Source organism: Moorena sp. SIO1F2, from assembly GCF_010672755.1.
In the GTDB taxonomy this organism is placed as follows: domain Bacteria; phylum Cyanobacteriota; class Cyanobacteriia; order Cyanobacteriales; family Coleofasciculaceae; genus Moorena.
Genome location: NZ_JAAHFV010000120.1, coordinates 1 through 16,834, shown reverse-complemented (window position 1 = coordinate 16,834; position 16,834 = coordinate 1). Strand labels below are relative to the sequence as shown.

Genomic DNA, 16,834 nt, shown 5'->3' with positions numbered 1-16,834 from the left:
ATAAATAACAGTAAGCATATGCGCTACTTGAGGTGCTACTTGAGGTGCCGTCAGCTATCAGCTTACACAAGACTTAGGCAGCCAATCTATATGTAGGCTGTCTAAGTCCTGTTCAAATCGGAAAGATTAATCAGGAAATTTGTCTTTTAAAGCTTGATCAAACCCTTTATCAAACGTTTGTATATTAGATCTAAAGAAGCCAAAATCTAAAACTATTCTCCAAAATCCTTTCCTGTTGCTTGTTGCCTGTTGCCTGTTTGCTATTTCTCCAAAACTTTTACTTCTAGATAAAGATAAAGGAGCTACAATCCGTAACACTTTCTCCAATAGCGAAGGAAAGAAACGCTGACACCATATAGCTAAATGACTTTGCCATCCCACTAAAATTTCCGATGAGTTCTTCTCCAGTTTGGCGACTAGCACCTTAGCGACTTGTTGAGGAGTCATCGGCAACACCCAGCGAAACAACTGTAATCCTCGCGCCATATCAGTATCTGTTAACGATGGCAGTAAAGCCATTACCCGGATATTTTGTGGCGCTAACTCTCCCCGTAACGCTTGGGTAAAACCAACAATTCCAAATTTGGTAGCGGAATAGCTTGCCATCGTCGGTGCTGCCACCTTACCCATCAAACTAGAAACATTGACAATAGTGCCTTCTCGTCGTGCTGCCATGCGTCGCCCAATTAAACGAGTCATCGTGTACATACCCATTAAATTCGTGGCGATTTCTTCCTGAGGTGCGACCCGTGGCGAATTTAATTCGCCAACGGAAAGCGCACCTAAAAATTTTGCAGTTTGGATTCTAGAAAAGGAGCTTGATGAGCAACGCCTACACTAACAACAGCAACTCTCAACTGCAATATTTATTAACATAAACCTATTGTTTTTTACATTTATATACGAAAAATTAATACATCGATTAGGATGAATCAGTCAGTCAATATTGCTTAAATCCCTTGCCAAATCGAGCATTGAGTCATTTTATGCCTGAATCTTATTTTTTTGTTCAACAATAAAAAATATGAGAAAATTAACAAAGTGTTCAGGTAGATTGAAAAATTCCGCTCATCCTAGACTTGGCTAGTCGTGGCATGAGCGGGTCATTTGGTTCAAGTAGATTAAAAATATCCGCTCATCCTAGACCTGGCTAGTCGTGGGATGAGCGGGTCATTTTCCAATCAGTATCAAATAACTAGTAAGTACACAAGTACAACAATTACACACAACTGTGAATGCCGATAGAGGGAAGAGTTGCCAAAATGAACTCACCCCCCACCGAGAATAGCATTACACAGTAGCATTACATAGTAGCATTACACAGTCATGATGTCTTTTTCTTTAGCCGCGAACACTTCATCAACTTTTTTTGTGTATTTATTCGTCAACTTCTGAATCTCCTCCTGCAAATCCCGTGACTCATCCTCAGAGATTTCCTTATTTTTTTCCTCTTTTCGGACAGAGTCAACGCCATCACGACGGATATTGCGAATCGATACTCGACCTTCCTCCGCAAACTTACTTGCCATTTTGACAAATTCTTTACGACGCTCGCTAGTGAGTGGAGGAATATTTAACCGCACAACTTCACCATTGTTGTTCGGAGGCAAATCCAGATCCGAAAGAGTAATGGCTTTCTCGATCTGGCTCAGCATACTTTTGTCGTAAGGTTGGATGGTGATTGTACTAGCGTCTGGCGTGTTGATATTAGCCAAAGATTTCAGGGGGGTTGGGGTACCATAGTACTCAACCATCACCCGATCCAATAGACTAGTACTGGCGCGACCCGTTCTAATGGTATTGAACGCCCGTTGAGTGGCCTCAACAGCTTTCTGCATACTGGTTTCGACATCAGCTAATTTCACAGGAACCTCCCACTATTGTTCCAACAGTTTCTCCCATAACAGCGCGGTGAATATTACCCCGCACCCTTAGATCAAATACCATAATTGGGAGGTTATTCTCTTTACATAATGCGATCGCAGTACTATCCATCACCCGCAAATCCTGACTTAGGACATGGCTGTAAGTCAGGCTCTGATACCGTCGGGCCTTAGGATTCAGGTTAGGATCACAATCATAAATACCATCAACTTTAGTTGCCTTAAATATTACCTCAGCATCGATTTCTGCCGCTCGTAAAGCAGCGGTGGTGTCAGTGGTAAAGAAGGGATTACCACTACCTGCACCAAAAATTACCACTCGTCCCTTTTCCAGGTGGCGAATGGCACGACGCCTGATATAGGGTTCTGCCACTTCCTGCATTTCGATTGCAGTTTGCACCCGTGTCGGGATATCGTTTCGTTCTAGAGCATCTTGCAAAGTCAAGGCATTCATCACTGTCGCAATCATACCGATATAGTCAGCAGTTGCCCGATCCATCCCCCCCGCTGCAGCTTTGAGTCCGCGAAAGATATTGCCACCACCGACAACGATTGCCATTTGAACACCTTCATTCAAAACGGCAGCGACTTCAGCTGCTATTTCCTGAACCACTTCCGGTGAGATGCCGTAGCCCAAATTGCCCATCAAGGCTTCACCGCTCAATTTTAGTAAAACCCTTTGGTATTTTATCCCCATGCCACGACTCTTTGTTATGAAATTGTTATCCACATCAAGATAACAGTCAAATTTGTCATTCGTCATGGGTCATAGCTGATCGCTGATCGCTGATCGCTCATTTTTAATCCCAGCTTAAGGATTATCGCCACTGAATAGGACTACCAGTTACCTTAGTTGATGGTGGTGAAATCTCTTGCCCTGCTAAAAGAGACGCGATCGCACTGTGTAAGTAATCGGCTTGTACTGCGTCACCATCTTTTGGATTATCATCAATCGAACCATTATAGCATACAATTCCATTATTGTCAATCAAAAATGCCTCAGTGGTTTTCTGGGCACCAAAGCTGTGAGCTACATCTTGAGTTGGATCCCAAAGGTAAGGAAAATTCAATTGCTGATCTTGGCAGAACTGCTTCATCTCCTCAAAACTCTCTGCGGGGTACTGATAAACATCATTGGCATTAATGCCCACTAGGGTAAAACCTTGATGTTCAAACTGGTCTTGAATGTGTTTGAGTCTTGGGATGTAGCAATTGACATAGGGGCAGTTGTTGCCTAAGAAAATAACTCCCACTCCTGAGAAACGTTCTAAGTAACGGCAGAGATGGTGAACCTGCTCATCAGTTCCCGGCAATTCAAAATCCGGAGCATAACTGCCAATGGTGATGATGATGTTTTCTATAGTCATGGGTGATGGGTCATGGGTGATGGGTCATGGGTCAACCCCCTTTAGCATGGAAGCTTTGCTTAAGGGGAGATGATGCGATCGCCAATTAGCTCATAGACGAATTTAGCATCAAGGGTAAATTTCCCGACCCAATTCTACATCGAGCCTATTGACCTGCTCAGAATCTAAAAGAGCTTCTGGAGCATTTTGGCAACCTCTACCATAGGTTGTCGTGGCTGAATAGGCAATCCGTAAAATCACCACTCCTGCAGCTGACGATTTACCAGAGTTAGCCGAGTTTGTTACACAATGTAAAGGTAAATATGGCATAACTTGGGATTTTTTGAGCATGTCCTCCTCTTTCACAGCCCCAATCAGGGATCAGATTGAAACAAAAACCTGGATGTGGCAGGGCTTTTCGATTGGGTATAAAGCTTACGGTAATTCTGGACCAGCTGTGGTGATGGTGCATGGCTTTGGGGCATCTTCCGGACATTGGCGCAAGACCTTGCCAGTGTTGGGGGAAACCTGCCGATGTTATGCCATTGATTTGATTGGCTTTGGCGCTTCAGCTAAACCGACTCCTGGTATAGAGATAGACTATACCTTTGAAACCTGGGGGCAACAAATTGCGGATTTCTGTCAGGAGGTGGTTGGTGGTCCGGCATTTTTAGTCGGAAACTCTATTGGTTGTATTGCCCTAATGCAAACCGCTGTAGATAATCCAGAGCTAGCCAAAGGAGTCGCCCTGCTCAACTTTTCTCTACGACTACTCCATGAGCGTAAACGGGCTGAACTCCCTTGGTATCAGCGTCTTGGCGCACCAGTACTTCAACGATTTTTAAGGATTAAGTGGGTTGGCCAGTATTTTTTTAGTCAGCTGGCTAAGCCTAAAGTAGTGCGTAATATTCTGTTGCAAGCCTACTGTCGTCCAGAAGCTGTCACTGATGAACTGGTTGATCTAATCATGGCACCAGCAGCTGATCCCGGTGCAGCTGATGTTTTTATTGCCTTTACTAGCTATTCTCAAGGACCACTACCAGAAGACCTGATCCCAATTTTGCCTTGTCCTGCCATCATACTATGGGGCACCGAAGACCCTTGGGAACCCATTGACTTAGGACGAGAATTAGCGAAATTCCCCACTGTAGAAAAGTTTATTCCTTTAGAAGGTTTGGGCCATTGTCCCCAAGATGAAGCACCAGAGATAGTCAACCCGATTTTGCTGAATTGGATTGGGGAAAATCCGGTTTAAAGTTACCCAGTTGAAGGTTACACAGTTGAAGGTTGAAGGTTGAAGGTTAGTGGGTTGAAGGTTGAAAGTTGAAGGTTGAAGGTTGAAGGTTAGTGGGTTGAAGGTTGAAGGTTAGTGGGTTGAAGGTTGAAAGTTGAAGGTTGAAGGTTGAAGGTTAGTGGGTTGAAGGTTGAAAGTTGAAGGTTGAAGGTTGAAGGTTAGTGGGTTGAAGGTTGTTCGCGTAGCGTGGCCAAAAGGCCACGCTACGCGAACAACCTTCAACCGTCCTTGACTGCTACTAGCTCTAATTGATAGCGATAGAGAGCCACAGGTTGTTCCAAAGCTTTAAAGTAATCAGGGTCTTGTGGTGAGAGGTAAACCGCTGTGACTTGGTCAGCCTTAATAATCGGACTAGGTGATTTATAGAACTGATATGCTGTTGTGGTTTCTACTTCGTTGAAAAAAGGTCGGCGAGTACCGCGAAAGACTTGGTTGACAACTTCTGTGGCAATAAACTGATCCGGAGCTGGTATTTCAGAAGCGCGACCAGTAATCACTGAAACTAGTTGGCTCCCGGTGCGCAGAAGGGTAACTTGACGATTAGGGGAATTGGGGTCTACTTTGACAGCTCTAATTATGCCTTCGCCTAGGTAAGCCCTAGCAATATTCAACCCATTGAACGCTCGGTCAGCAACCACGTCTTCAGCAACCACCTCTGAGGTAGGTTTTAATACTGATAGATTTTTTCTAGAACGTCTAGTTCTAAAGGGAATAAACCAATCCCCAAGTCCTGAGCTTGATTTCCCAACTTGTTGAAACCGCACCAGAAAACTAATGGGCTCCTTGAGATGACTGCGATTACCTTCAAATCCTGGGGTGACTATTTCTGGTGCTAGAGGTGCTATCTGCTCGATCAGAGTGCTGGTAACTTTCCAAGTCCCCTTGATCCAAGTGGGATATACCAAATCCCCCGTCGCCGCTGTTACTGGTGGTTTGCTTTTCCAATCGGGAAACTGACCTAAACGCTGAGCTAACTCTCCTGCCTGAGCCTCACCACCAAGCAGGAGCAAGGTTAACACCAGACATAATCCCAAAATTCTTCTCACACCACAATTCCTCTCACCTTAGACTTGTAAGCTATCTTGCCGGTAAGGCAGGTCACCCCATCTAAGCGGTGAATCAAAGCAAGAGGGGAGTGCTGACCATTACCATTTTAACTTTGGGTGTCTGCGCTGTCGGTGTTTCCACTGAGATATCCTGTTATATATCCTTTAGCCTAATCCAGGGCTAACTGTCAACTAGAGTTCACTCTCGCGAGAACTGTCCAAAATCTGTAGAGTTCTTGATAATCGATGATTTTACTTACTTTTACTTCAATTACTGGTAATTAAAAATTAATCTTACCAGCTTACCATAGAAAGCTTGAAACTATGTGGCTATATCAAAAAGATTTAGTTAAGTTAATATAAATTAACCGGAACAAAAAAGTTAATCAGTAATGTTAATAATAAAAGTGTATATATAATACTAGTGTATATACTTATATCTTAATAAAGGCTTCAAGATTTCAGTTAAGGTCACCAGCCTGATGTTTACCAAACCCTGACTCATAGTACTATTCCCCTCAGTATTGTGATTCAGTGTGATTCAGTGTGATTCAGTGTGATTCACTCCTAAGCAGCTGATACCCCAGGGTGCATCTGACCTCAGCTTAAAAACAGACGTATTAGGAAATTGCTAATCTCATCCTGTAGTTGACTAATGCATTTTGGAATTCAGGATAGCCGATTAAAAACGATATTACCCATGAGCCAAATCAAATTAGCTGTGAGTCAAATCAGCCAGTCAATGGCAGCCTTATCTTTGTTGGTAGCCCATATTGGTATCATGCCAACTCAAGCCCAGCCCATTCAAGCCGATGGTAGCACTCAGACCCAAGTCACCCCCAATGAGAATCAAGACAATCAATTTGACATTAGTGGTGGCATCCGCTCTGAAGATAATCTCTTTCACAGCTTTCTAAAGTTTGGTCTAGACCAAGACCAAATTGCTAACTTCCTATCTCAACCGGATATACAAAACATTCTGAGTCGGGTCACCGGTGGTAATGCTTCTGTGATCAACGGTCTAATAAAAATCACAGGGGAGGGCAACCCTAACCTGTTTTTAATGAATCCAGCGGGGATAATTTTTGGTGCTAATAGCCAGCTGGATGTCCCCGCTTCATTCACCGCAACTACGGCAACCAGCATTGGCTTTGGTGATGACAATTGGTTTAATGCCTTTGGTGACAATGACTACTCTACCTTAGTCGGTACACCCAGTGCCTTTGCGTTTGGGACATCCGAGACACCGGGACTAATTTTTAATGAGGGTAAGCTACAAGTCGCAGCAGGCAATAACCTGAGTTTAATCGGTGGTACTGTCATTAATACCAATCAACTGGAGCTTCCAGAAGGAACAATTACTATAGCTACGGTGCCTGGGGAAAGTTTGGTAAAAATTAGCCAGCCAGGAAGTTTGCTGAATTTGGAAGTTGAACCCCTAACCTCAAATCCCTCCACACCAGAACAACCTTTTACACCGCTCTCTTTACCGAAGCTATTAACCGGGGATGGTGTCAGTCATGCCACAGAATTCACGGATAATGGTGATGACACCGTAACCTTGACTAGTTCTGGCATCACTATAGCGCCTGGGGATGTAACTGTTAAGGACTTAACAGCACCAAGGGCAATCCTGTCTGCTAATAATAACTTGACTCTCAAGGAAAGCCAGCTATCTAGCACCGGGGACTTAAGCCTATTGGCCAAGAATACGGTGCTGATCAGGGACACAACAGATAATTCCTTCCAAGCAGTAGCAGGAGGAAACCTCAAGATTCAGGGGGATGGGGGCATTAAGATTAACCAGGATGGGATCATTGAGCGGTATGGGGGCATTGATATCCTAGCACTGAAGAATCCCGACACCCGCTTCCAGAGTGGTGGTGACCTGAGGTTGGTCAGCGATGGCAAGATCTCTACAGATGCTCACTTTGCCAGTGGCGGTAATTTCTCAATTGAGAATTTAGCTGGTCAACCACGTGAGTTTGTTAGCCTCCAAGACCCAATTATCACTGCTGATGGGGATGTTACCTTTGGGAATTACACAGGCTCTTCTCTTAAAGTAGAGTCCACAGGCAATATTGAAGGTGGCAATATCAAAATCACTGCACCAGATACTGGGCTAGCAGATTTAGACCCAGATTCAGCTTCAGAGATTGGCCAATCAGATATTAATACTTTAAGAAGTAGTCGTGCTGTGATTTTGAGGGCGGGCTTGAGTAAAGATGAATTGACCAATCCAGTTACGGACAATTCTGGAGATGCTTCATCCAATCAAGTTACGGACAATTCTGGAGAGCCTCTATCAGGCAGTATCACTATTGGTAATATCGACACCAGTAATCCAAATAATGGTCGTAATAATAATGCTCCTGGAATTGAAAATAATAATGCTGGTCCTGTAATCTTATCTGCTAAAGGTGACATTATTTTTCGCAATAGTGATGGTTTAACTTTTACCCAAATAAGAACCACAGAAAGAAATGGTAATAATTCTGGTAATGTATTTTTGGAAACCAAAGAGGGCTCTATTAAGATAGAGGGAGAAAGACTCGATATCATCACCGAGGTTTCAGGGGGTGGGAATGCTGGTAAAGTAACGTTTCAGGTTCCAAATTTAGATAATATCGTAGATATTATCGACTCTGATAAGTTGAAGATCACGACAAGAGCTCGGGGTAATGGTAATGCTGGTGATGTAGAGTTTGTTAGTCAGGAAGAGTTCAGCCCAGAGCAGGAAATAAAAATAAGAGATCAAATCCCGGAAGATATAGATGTGCAGGCTTCCGTTGAAGAGAGGGATGGGAATTTGAATATTAGGCTTTCCCCCACAGATACTAATACAAAAGAGGAAACAAACCAACAAAACGACACAAACCAACAAAACGACACAAACCAACAAAACGACACAAACCAACAAAACGACACAAACCAACAAGAAGAAACAGACCTTATAGAAGAAACCGACCTTATAGACACTGGTGAAACCGACCTTATAGACACTGGTGAAACCGACCTTATAGACACTGGTGAAACCGACTCTGACTCTAACCTTAATGTTAGCTTGGGCGAAGGTGATGGAACTGTTAATGACAAACCCTCTGACACAAATAACTCCAACGATATAAACAGTGGTGACCAGACTCCCGGTTCCACCCCTGGCAAGACTATAAGTGACATGCAAGAGTCCTCTAGTTCTGAAGCTAGTAGCTCAGACCCTGGTAGTTCAGAATCTGGAACCCCTACTGCTTCATCTCAATCAAATTCCACAACTGAGGAGGTTTCACCTGAAACTGACCCAGTTTATTTAATTGAAGAAGCCTTCACCAAAGAATATCAGTCACACTTTCAGCGACAGTTCAAGACGAAAATCAACACTCAGAATGATGTCCGCAATCGGACTCGGGAGCTTGAGAGGGAGACAGGGCTAAAGACTGCGGTGATTTACGTCAGTTTTGTCGAAAACTCTAGTACCTTACCAGGCACTCGATGTCAAAGTCCCTCAATCCCTGTTTCCAAAATCGACCGACGGTTTGGTTACCGACTCTCTGAGGTGCCTCAAGCACCAGAGCGTTGCTTACCAAAACCAAACGACCAGCTGGAACTTTTGGTGATCACCGCTGAAGGTAATCCAATTCTGCGGCGAATCAATGGTGCCAGTCGTGATCAAGTCCTAGCTGTGACTAATAGATTTCAGCGATCGCTTAGCAATCCCGACAGCTTGGATGCCAAAGCCCACCATTACCCAGCTGAGCAAATTTATCAATGGATCATAGGGCCCTTGGAGAAGGACTTAAATAACCGCAAGATTCAGAGCCTAATATTTGCTATGGATGAGGGTTTGCGCTCCCTACCTATAGCAGCTATCTACGATGGGCAACAATATCTGGTTGAGAAATATGGTGTTAACTTGGTGCCTAGTCTGAGCTTAACCTATTCTCGTCACACAGATGTGAGACCCTTCCGGGTTCTGGCAATGGGAGCATCGAAATTTCCTTATCAACAGCCTTTGCCTGGGGTAGAAGTGGAGTTAACCACCATCACTGAAAAACTGTGGAAAGGTCGCTCTTTTCTCAACGAAGCCTTTACTCTGGACAATTTAAGGGCTCAACGACAACAGCAGCAATATGGGATCATTCACCTAGCCACCCATGCAGAGTTCAACTCGGGAACTCCTAACGATTCCTACATTCAGATGTGGAACTACAAACTAAGGCTGTATGAAATGCAAAATCTGCTTTATGAGCCATCGGTAGAGTTGTTGGTACTCAGTGCTTGTCGAACTGCTTTGGGCAATCGAGAAGCGGAGTTGGGTTTTGCTGGGTCAGCCTTTCAGGCAGGAGTTGACTCGACTTTGGCAACCCTTTGGTATGTCAGTGATCAAGGTGCTCTGGGGCTGACTACTGAGTTTTACCGTCAGTTGAGAAAGACATCGAGTAAAAGTGAAGCTTTGCGACAGGCACAGTTAGCGATGATTCAAGGCAATGTGCGTATCGAGAATAATCAGTTATATGGCTCGGGCAAGAATATCTCGTTACCGCCAGAATTGTCAGGACCAGGAAAACAAAGCTTTTCTCATCCCTACTATTGGGCTGCTTTCACTCTGGTTGGAGATCCCTAGTTTATACCAATTCTTCACTTTTCATAATTTTGATAAGCAGTAACAATCCTCTGAACGAGGGCATTACGGACAACATCCTTATTGGTGAGTTCGCAGAAAGCAATGCCTTCTACAGATCTTAAAATTTTTAGGGTTACCGCTAATCCTGAGGGTTGGTTGCTAGATAAATCGGTCTGGGTGAGATCACCAGTGACTACCATCCGAGAACGTGAACCCAAACGAGTCAAAACCATTTTCATCTGGGCTGGTGTGGTATTCTGAGCTTCATCAATAATCACGAAGGCATTATTGAGGGTGCGACCTCGCATATACGCTAGGGGAGCCACTTCAATAATGCCCCGTTCCATTAAATTGGCAGTCTTCTCTGTATCAATCAGTTCATGGAGAGCATCATAGAGGGGGCGCAAATAGGGATTAATTTTCTGCTGCAAGTCTCCTGGTAAAAAGCCAAGTTTTTCACCAGCTTCTACCGCTGGTCGTGTCAGAATCAGCCGTTCATATTGATTATTTAGTAACGCCTGAGCGGCTATTACCACAGCTAGGAAAGTTTTGCCAGTGCCTGCTGGTCCCACACAGAAGGTGAGGTCATGGCTTAGTACAGCTTTGATATACTGCCGTTGCCGGAAGGTTTTAGCTCGGATTACCTCACCCCGGCGAGTATGAGCCAGCACATCTTGATGTAAATCTTGTAATTCATCCTGTCGCTTAGTATCTAAGGCATGAATTGCAGTTTGGATGTCTACTCCTGTAATCCTTTTACCTTCGATCCAATAAATTTTAAGCGATCGCACTAGGGATGATACCCGCTCGACCTGTTTCTCGGTGCCAGAAATCAATAACTCTTGCCCTCGCAGCACCAGATGCGCACCGGTTTGCCGTGATAGGGTTTTCAGGTTTTCTTCCTGGTCTCCAACCAAGGCGATTGCACTTTCTGGGCTGGGTAGCTCAATTGTTTTGGATACTTCACTCAAGGTTTATCAACTACAGGCTTGCTGTCTCAACTATCGAAGTTAACTGGTAACTTAAAGTAACTTAATAGACAACTCAATCTACCAATCTTGACCAATCTTCAAGGTTTCCTGCCATTGGTAATGAGAGGTACAGCAGCCGGATGTTCTTCACCCCCTTTTCTCCATTGTCCTCTCATTACCCAAACCTTCAAAACTATTGCAATAGAGAACTTAGGAGGGAAATCTTGGAGTTACTCTAGGTCTGGCAACTCGGCGAGGTAAATTTCTTCTGACAATGGTTCTACGACTAGGGCCATTGTCTCGACGAGGGCTACTACCTGAGCCTGAGCCTTCATAGATATCCAAATAAACAGTTTGGCCAGCAGCTTGGGCTGCTGCTTTAATTACTGTCCGAATCGCTTGAATATTGCGACCACCCCGACCGAAAACTCGCCCTTTATCCTCTCCATTAAAAGCTAGTCGAATCCAGACACGCTCTTTCCCATTTGATTTCTCACAGTCTACGCTGAGGGAGTCTGGTGATTCCAAGAACGGCTCGATTAAAAATCTCACCAGTGCTGAATAATCTGGGTCATCATCTCTAACAGAAGCAGATAGGATTTCAGGTACGGATTTGTTCAAAAACATTAGCTTTTTGCAAGATATTACGCACGGTTTGTGTTGGCTGAGCTCCATTTTTGAGCCACTTCACTATTGCTGGTACATTCAGCCTCGTTTCATCATTTCTTGGATTATAGAATCCCAGTTCTTCTAGAGGACGCCCATCACGGCGTGCACTGCTGGGAATTGCCACTATTCGATAGCTTACTTCACGCTTTTTGCCGAATCGTTTTAATCTGATTTTGATCATTGTACCTAATTAATTCACCTGTTTGATTTTAAGCGATCTTTGGGGGTTTGAAAGTGAACAGGTTGAATTGTGAAGATTGTAACTGACTCAGCAGGCAAGCCGCTACCTGTTCACAATCTTCTCAGCTACCCGACACCCCATGGCTGATGGGAACAGGCTAAGCTTCAGGCATACCTTCTACTGGCTAATCTTCTACCGCGTCACCTTCTAGGAGCTAACCTACCCTACGGAAAGGCCAAAGGCGAACAACCGGCTAACCTTCAGGCATACCTTCTAGGAGCTAAGCTACCCTACACCGAACGCCAAAGGCTAACAACAGGCTAACCTTAAGCGTAACCTTGGCCAAAAGGCCACGGGTGCGCGTTCAACCTTCTAACCTTGGCCAAAAGGCCACGGGTGCGCGTTCAACTGGCTAACCTTCAACTGGCTAACCTTCAACTGGCTAACTTTCTACTATAATTGCCCAAATCCCTTCTTCTTCTTAGCTTTTTTCTTTTTCTTGCCAGAGCCACTACCACGCCAACCAGGTAGATTACGAGGATTTCCACCACCCATACCACCTAACATACCACCTAACCCCCCCATGGCTGGCATCTGACCTTGACCCATTTGCTGCATAAGCGATCGCATTCTGGTAAATTCACTCACCAGACCCCTGACGTCTTTTTCCGTATGACCAGAACCTTGGGCAATGCGGCGGCGGCGGCTCGGAGAGCTAGCTAATAAATCTGGGTTACGACGCTCCTCGGAGGTCATGGAGCTAATCATAGCTTCGGACTGCTTGAGCTTGGTTTCCCCTTGTTGAAGTTGAGAAGAACTGAGTTTGCCCATGCCTGGAACCAGTTTCATCAAACCACCAAGGGAGCCCATGTTCTTTAACAGGCGCATCTGCTTCAAGAAATCGCTGAAGTCAAATTTGGCTTCCAGCATTTTCTGTTGCATCTGTTCAGCATCAGCGATGTCAATCTCTTCCTGGGCTTTCTCAACCAAGGTGAGTACATCCCCCATACCCAGAATCCGGGATGCCATGCGGTCAGGATAAAATGGTTGTAGTGCCTCGACCTTTTCCCCAACCCCAACAAATTTAATCGGCTGACCTGAAATTTGCCTGACTGAAAGGGCAGCACCACCACGACTATCCCCATCAAGTTTGGAGAGAATTGCCCCAGTAATGCCGATTTGCTCATGGAAGGTGCGGGTCAGGGTTGCTGCTTCCTGACCAGTCATGGCATCTACCACTAGTAGGGTATCGTGGGGTTGGACGGTTTCTTTGATGCGGGAGAGTTCTCCCATCATCTCTTGGTCGATTTGCAGTCGTCCCGCTGTATCGATAATTACCGTATCGATAGCCATTGCTTTTGCCCGTTCTACCCCTTGACGAGCAATGTCTACTGGGTCAGCTTCTGTACCTAACTCAAACACAGGTACATCAATTTGTTGACCGAGGGTGACTAATTGATCAATGGCTGCGGGTCGATACACGTCTGTAGCCACTAGCAAACAGCTACGTTCTTGCTTACGCAGATGTAAAGCGAGTTTTGCACTAGCCGTAGTTTTACCAGTACCTTGTAGACCAGCCATTAGCACAACGGTTGGTGGGGTGTCTGCTTGGGCTAGGGGAATATTGGTTTCCCCCATCACTTGCACCAGTTCGTCGTAGACTATTTTGATGAACTGCTGGTCAGGGCGAACACCTGATATGACTTCACTGCCTTGTGCTTTCGCTTCTACTCCAGCAACGAAATCTTTGACTACTTGTAGGTTGACGTCTGCTGATAAGAGGGCGCGACGCACTTCTTTTAGGGCGTCTTGGATGTTAGAACTAGAGATCTTGTCCTGACCCCGTAGTTTTTTCCAAGCATCTTCTAAGCGTTCGGCGAGAGCATCAAACATACGTCAATTGTCAATTGTGATGGTTTTGTTTTTATGGTTACTTTACTGAGTCGCCAGAGTTTTGATATACCACACCTCTTAGCTACACACCTTACTAGCATAGCGCTTTTGGGGATTTTAGTTCAATCTGGTTGGTAAGCATTTAGCCCTGGGCTATTCGTGAAATTTCTTGAAATGGTTAAAATCAAGGCATGACTTAAGAGCTACTGCGGAATTCGGTGAGCGCGTGAATCAACTTTCTGTGCAGAAGATTAGGGCTAGTGTTTCTGTATGCCAACTTCCACCACCCTTAAAACCGCCAGATGTATTGCGGGTAATTGTTCCGAGTGGAACCTTGCGTGAGGTTGATGCTTTCAATCGGGGGATTGAGATTTGGCGAGCACGTGGCTACCATGTTCAATTACCACACAACTGGAACGCTAGGGAAGGTTACCTAGCTGGGACTGATAGTCAGCGACGCCAACAGTTGCTCGAAGCGTGTCTTGACCCCAAATGTCGCGGCATTCTCTGTGCTAGAGGAGGTTATGGTAGCGCTAGACTTCTGGAAGACTGGACATGGCCAGAAGAGTTGAAGGTTGGCAAGTTGAAGGTTGAAGGTTCTCAAGACAACTTGGAACCAGATAACCTTGGCCAAAAGGCCACGCTACGCGAACAACCTGTAACCTCGACCAACCTGCAACCTTCAACAAACCAACCTGTAACCTCGACCAACCTGCAACCTTCAACAAACCAACCTGTAACCTCTGCTTTGAAGTGGTTGATTGGTTTTTCTGATATTACAGCTTTACTGTGGAGTCTTGGTCAGATAGGGGTTTCCGGTGTTCATGGTCCGTTACTGACTACTATTGCTGGTGAACCGGAATGGTCACTCAATCGGTTGTTTGATTGGGTGGAAGGACGACCCATAGCACCATTAAAAGGGGTTGGTTGGGGAGGTGGTAAGGTTTCTGGTGTGTTGCTACCGGCTAATCTTACGGTCGCTACTCATCTGCTGGGTACACCCCTACAACCTTCATTATCAGGAGTTATTCTTGCTCTAGAAGATGTCACTGAGGCTCCCTACCGCATTGACCGGATGTTGACTCAGTGGCGCATGAGTGGTGCAATGGCCGGGGTGAAAGGTATTGCCTTAGGGCGGTTTAGCCGTTGTGCTCCTCCCAAGGATGTTCCTAGCTGGAGTGTGGAGGAAGTGTTGCGCGATCGCATTTGGGATCTGGGTATACCGGTTGTCTCTGACTTGCCTTTCGGTCACGATGGGGTTAACGCTGCCCTTCCTGTGGGACAGCTGGTTGAACTAGATGCTGAGGCCGGGACCTTGAGTTGGGTTGGAGGTTAGCAGGTTAGCAGGTTGAAAGTTGGCAGGTTGAAAGTTGGCAGGTTGTTGGCTTAGGGTGGCCTTTTGGCCAAGGTTAGCCAGTTAGCAGGTTAGCCAATTAGCAGGTTAGCCAGTTAGCAGGTTAGCAGGTTGTTCGCGTAGCGTGGCCTATTGGCCAAGCTGGAAAGGTTGTTATTCCCTTTGTTTCCATCACCTTTTAACGTTCGCGTAGCGTGGCCTTTTGGCCAAGGCACCGTCTTAGAATGTAACTTATTATTAACACTTTTTTAATCTTCTCAAATCAGGAGAGTAAACGGAATACCAGCATGATAAGCTGACAAATACACTTAAAAAAGTATAATAGGATAGATGCCATATGGCTGGGTCAACCCAGGTTCCTTATTTGTTGAGGGCGGCTCGTGGTGAGGAGTTAGAGCGCCCCCCTGTGTGGATGATGCGACAGGCAGGTCGTTATATGAAGGTTTATCGCGATTTACGGGATAAGTATCCAAGTTTTCGCGAGCGCTCCGAAAATCCAGACATAGCGATTGAGATTTCTCTACAACCCTGGAAAGCGTTTAAACCAGATGGAGTGATTTTGTTCTCTGATATTCTAACTCCATTGCCAGGGATTGGTATCGAGTTTGATATTGTCGAAAGTAAAGGGCCAATCATTAACCAACCGATTCGTACCCAGGAACAAATTGACCAGCTACATCTGTTGGATTTAGAGAAATTTGGGTTTATCCGGGAAATTTTGAAGGCGCTACGGGACGAAGTCGGCAATAAAGCAGCAGTGCTAGGTTTTGTCGGTGCTCCCTGGACTTTGGGCGCTTATGCCATTGAGGGTAAAAGTTCTAAAAATTACTCCATCATTAAAGGGATGGCCTTCTCACAACCAGCTATGCTACACCAATTCTTGGGTAAGCTAGCTGATGCGATCGCTATCTATGTCCGTTACCAAATCAATAGCGGTGCTCAGGTAATACAAATGTTTGACTCTTGGGCAGGTGAACTGAGTCCCCAAGACTACGAAACCTTTGCCTTACCCTATCAGCAGCGAGTAGTACAGCAGGTTAAAGCCACTCACCCAGATACCCCCTTCATTCTCTATATCAGTGGTAGCGCTGGAGTGCTTGAACGCATGGGACAGTCCGGGGTTGATATGGTCAGCGTAGACTGGACCGTAGACATGGCAGAAGCTAGAAAAAGATTGGGTCCTGATATGAAAGTTCAGGGCAATATCGACCCAGGAGTGCTCTTTGGGTCACAAGCTTTTATTCGCGATCGCATTGTCGATACTATTCGCAAAGCTGGCCACAAAGGTCATATCTTAAATCTCGGTCATGGTGTTTTACCCGGCACTCCAGAAGATAATGTTAGATTCTTCTTTGAAACTGCCAAAAAGGCAAATGAATTAATGGCTGTTCATGCATAATAGTCGATAACACAAGAGAGAGTAGCAATCTAGTACATGATTAGCGTTACGCATGGGTAACATACCCGCATGTTTTCAACAAAACTCCTCTGGGAATGTGGTACAATCGGCCTATGCAATAACCAAGCAATAACAGTATTAGGCTTGACATCCAGATAATCTTCTACAAGAGTGGGA

General features: G+C 45.2%; 15 protein-coding genes. 4 read left to right on the top strand and 11 right to left on the bottom strand.

Annotation, left to right across the window (positions count from 1 at the left end; genetic code table 11):
- Nucleotides 1-126: 126 nt before the first annotated feature.
- The 5 genes from F6J94_RS15900 to F6J94_RS15880 form a co-directional block, all read right to left on the bottom strand.
- A complete protein-coding gene (locus tag F6J94_RS15900) occupies nucleotides 127-699 on the bottom strand; it encodes an SDR family NAD(P)-dependent oxidoreductase (RefSeq protein ID WP_367142221.1) in 573 nt (190 codons plus the stop codon).
- Between the two features lie 617 nt (nucleotides 700-1,316).
- A complete protein-coding gene (frr, locus tag F6J94_RS15895; RefSeq protein ID WP_293020825.1) occupies nucleotides 1,317-1,865 on the bottom strand; it encodes a ribosome recycling factor in 549 nt (182 codons plus the stop codon).
- Complete coding sequence (gene pyrH / locus F6J94_RS15890; RefSeq protein WP_293041863.1) at nucleotides 1,852-2,580, bottom strand: UMP kinase; 729 nt, start codon at nucleotides 2,578-2,580, stop codon at nucleotides 1,852-1,854. Before pyrH ends, frr begins: the two co-directional genes overlap by 14 nt.
- Nucleotides 2,581-2,701: 121 nt before the next feature.
- Nucleotides 2,702-3,250, bottom strand: a complete 549-nt coding sequence (locus F6J94_RS15885) for a thioredoxin family protein (protein ID WP_293041857.1) — start codon at nucleotides 3,248-3,250, stop codon at nucleotides 2,702-2,704.
- Between the two features lie 108 nt (nucleotides 3,251-3,358).
- Complete coding sequence (locus F6J94_RS15880) at nucleotides 3,359-3,580, bottom strand: hypothetical protein (RefSeq protein ID WP_293020823.1); 222 nt, start codon at nucleotides 3,578-3,580, stop codon at nucleotides 3,359-3,361.
- On the opposite strand from F6J94_RS15880, the gene F6J94_RS15875 reads away from it, so the two are divergent.
- Nucleotides 3,579-4,484: an alpha/beta fold hydrolase gene (locus tag F6J94_RS15875; protein ID WP_293041854.1), complete on the top strand. Its 906-nt coding sequence runs from the start codon at nucleotides 3,579-3,581 to the stop codon at nucleotides 4,482-4,484. The genes F6J94_RS15880 and F6J94_RS15875 overlap by 2 nt on opposite strands.
- A gap of 111 nt (nucleotides 4,485-4,595) precedes the next feature.
- Here the strand turns inward: F6J94_RS15875 and F6J94_RS15870 are convergent, their stop codons facing one another.
- A complete protein-coding gene (locus F6J94_RS15870; protein ID WP_293041851.1) occupies nucleotides 4,596-4,745 on the bottom strand; it encodes a hypothetical protein in 150 nt (49 codons plus the stop codon).
- Complete coding sequence (locus F6J94_RS15865) at nucleotides 4,742-5,569, bottom strand: DUF6816 family protein (RefSeq protein WP_293041848.1); 828 nt, start codon at nucleotides 5,567-5,569, stop codon at nucleotides 4,742-4,744. Before F6J94_RS15865 ends, F6J94_RS15870 begins: the two co-directional genes overlap by 4 nt.
- A gap of 700 nt (nucleotides 5,570-6,269) precedes the next feature.
- On the opposite strand from F6J94_RS15865, the gene F6J94_RS15860 reads away from it, so the two are divergent.
- Nucleotides 6,270-10,190, top strand: coding sequence for a CHAT domain-containing protein (locus F6J94_RS15860; RefSeq protein WP_293041845.1), 3,921 nt, complete (start codon nucleotides 6,270-6,272; stop codon nucleotides 10,188-10,190).
- Nucleotides 10,191-10,204: 14 nt separating this feature from the next.
- On the opposite strand, the gene F6J94_RS15855 is transcribed toward F6J94_RS15860, so the two are convergent.
- The 4 genes from F6J94_RS15855 to ffh all read right to left on the bottom strand — a co-directional run bounded on the left by F6J94_RS15855 (nucleotide 10,205) and on the right by ffh (nucleotide 13,904).
- On the bottom strand, nucleotides 10,205-11,161 hold the full coding sequence (locus F6J94_RS15855) for a PhoH family protein (RefSeq protein WP_075895578.1): 957 nt from the start codon (nucleotides 11,159-11,161) through the stop codon (nucleotides 10,205-10,207).
- Nucleotides 11,162-11,371: 210 nt separating this feature from the next.
- Nucleotides 11,372-11,788, bottom strand: coding sequence for a KH domain-containing protein (locus F6J94_RS15850; protein WP_075895580.1), 417 nt, complete (start codon nucleotides 11,786-11,788; stop codon nucleotides 11,372-11,374).
- Nucleotides 11,763-12,011: a 30S ribosomal protein S16 gene (rpsP, locus tag F6J94_RS15845; RefSeq protein ID WP_071102122.1), complete on the bottom strand. Its 249-nt coding sequence runs from the start codon at nucleotides 12,009-12,011 to the stop codon at nucleotides 11,763-11,765. The genes F6J94_RS15850 and rpsP overlap by 26 nt, the downstream gene beginning before the upstream one ends.
- A 453-nt stretch (nucleotides 12,012-12,464) precedes the next feature.
- Nucleotides 12,465-13,904: a signal recognition particle protein gene (gene ffh, locus F6J94_RS15840; RefSeq protein WP_293020815.1), complete on the bottom strand. Its 1,440-nt coding sequence runs from the start codon at nucleotides 13,902-13,904 to the stop codon at nucleotides 12,465-12,467.
- 226 nt (nucleotides 13,905-14,130) lie between these two features.
- Here ffh and F6J94_RS15835 point away from each other — a divergent pair, with 226 nt between their 5' ends.
- Complete coding sequence (locus tag F6J94_RS15835) at nucleotides 14,131-15,240, top strand: LD-carboxypeptidase (protein WP_293041860.1); 1,110 nt, start codon at nucleotides 14,131-14,133, stop codon at nucleotides 15,238-15,240.
- Nucleotides 15,241-15,595: 355 nt separating this feature from the next.
- Nucleotides 15,596-16,657 carry a uroporphyrinogen decarboxylase gene (gene hemE, locus F6J94_RS15830; protein ID WP_293041839.1) on the top strand — a complete coding sequence of 354 codons (1,062 nt, stop codon included), beginning with the start codon at nucleotides 15,596-15,598 and terminating at the stop codon, nucleotides 16,655-16,657.
- The last annotated feature ends 177 nt before the right edge of the window (nucleotides 16,658-16,834 follow it).

Bases quoted from the DNA above. Each gene is read 5' to 3' on its own strand.
- F6J94_RS15900 (WP_367142221.1), bottom strand. From the start codon at position 699: ATGACTCGTTTAATTGGGCGACGCATGGCAGCACGACGAGAAGGCACT.
- pyrH (WP_293041863.1), bottom strand. From the start codon at position 2,580: ATGGGGATAAAATACCAAAGGGTTTTACTAAAATTGAGCGGTGAAGCC.
- F6J94_RS15885 (WP_293041857.1), bottom strand. From the start codon at position 3,250: ATGACTATAGAAAACATCATCATCACCATTGGCAGTTATGCTCCGGAT.
- F6J94_RS15875 (WP_293041854.1), top strand. From the start codon at position 3,579: ATGTCCTCCTCTTTCACAGCCCCAATCAGGGATCAGATTGAAACAAAA.
- F6J94_RS15880 (WP_293020823.1), bottom strand. From the start codon at position 3,580: ATGCTCAAAAAATCCCAAGTTATGCCATATTTACCTTTACATTGTGTA.
- F6J94_RS15860 (WP_293041845.1), top strand. From the start codon at position 6,270: ATGAGCCAAATCAAATTAGCTGTGAGTCAAATCAGCCAGTCAATGGCA.
- F6J94_RS15850 (WP_075895580.1), bottom strand. From the start codon at position 11,788: ATGTTTTTGAACAAATCCGTACCTGAAATCCTATCTGCTTCTGTTAGA.
- rpsP (WP_071102122.1), bottom strand. From the start codon at position 12,011: ATGATCAAAATCAGATTAAAACGATTCGGCAAAAAGCGTGAAGTAAGC.
- ffh (WP_293020815.1), bottom strand. From the start codon at position 13,904: ATGTTTGATGCTCTCGCCGAACGCTTAGAAGATGCTTGGAAAAAACTA.
- hemE (WP_293041839.1), top strand. From the start codon at position 15,596: ATGGCTGGGTCAACCCAGGTTCCTTATTTGTTGAGGGCGGCTCGTGGT.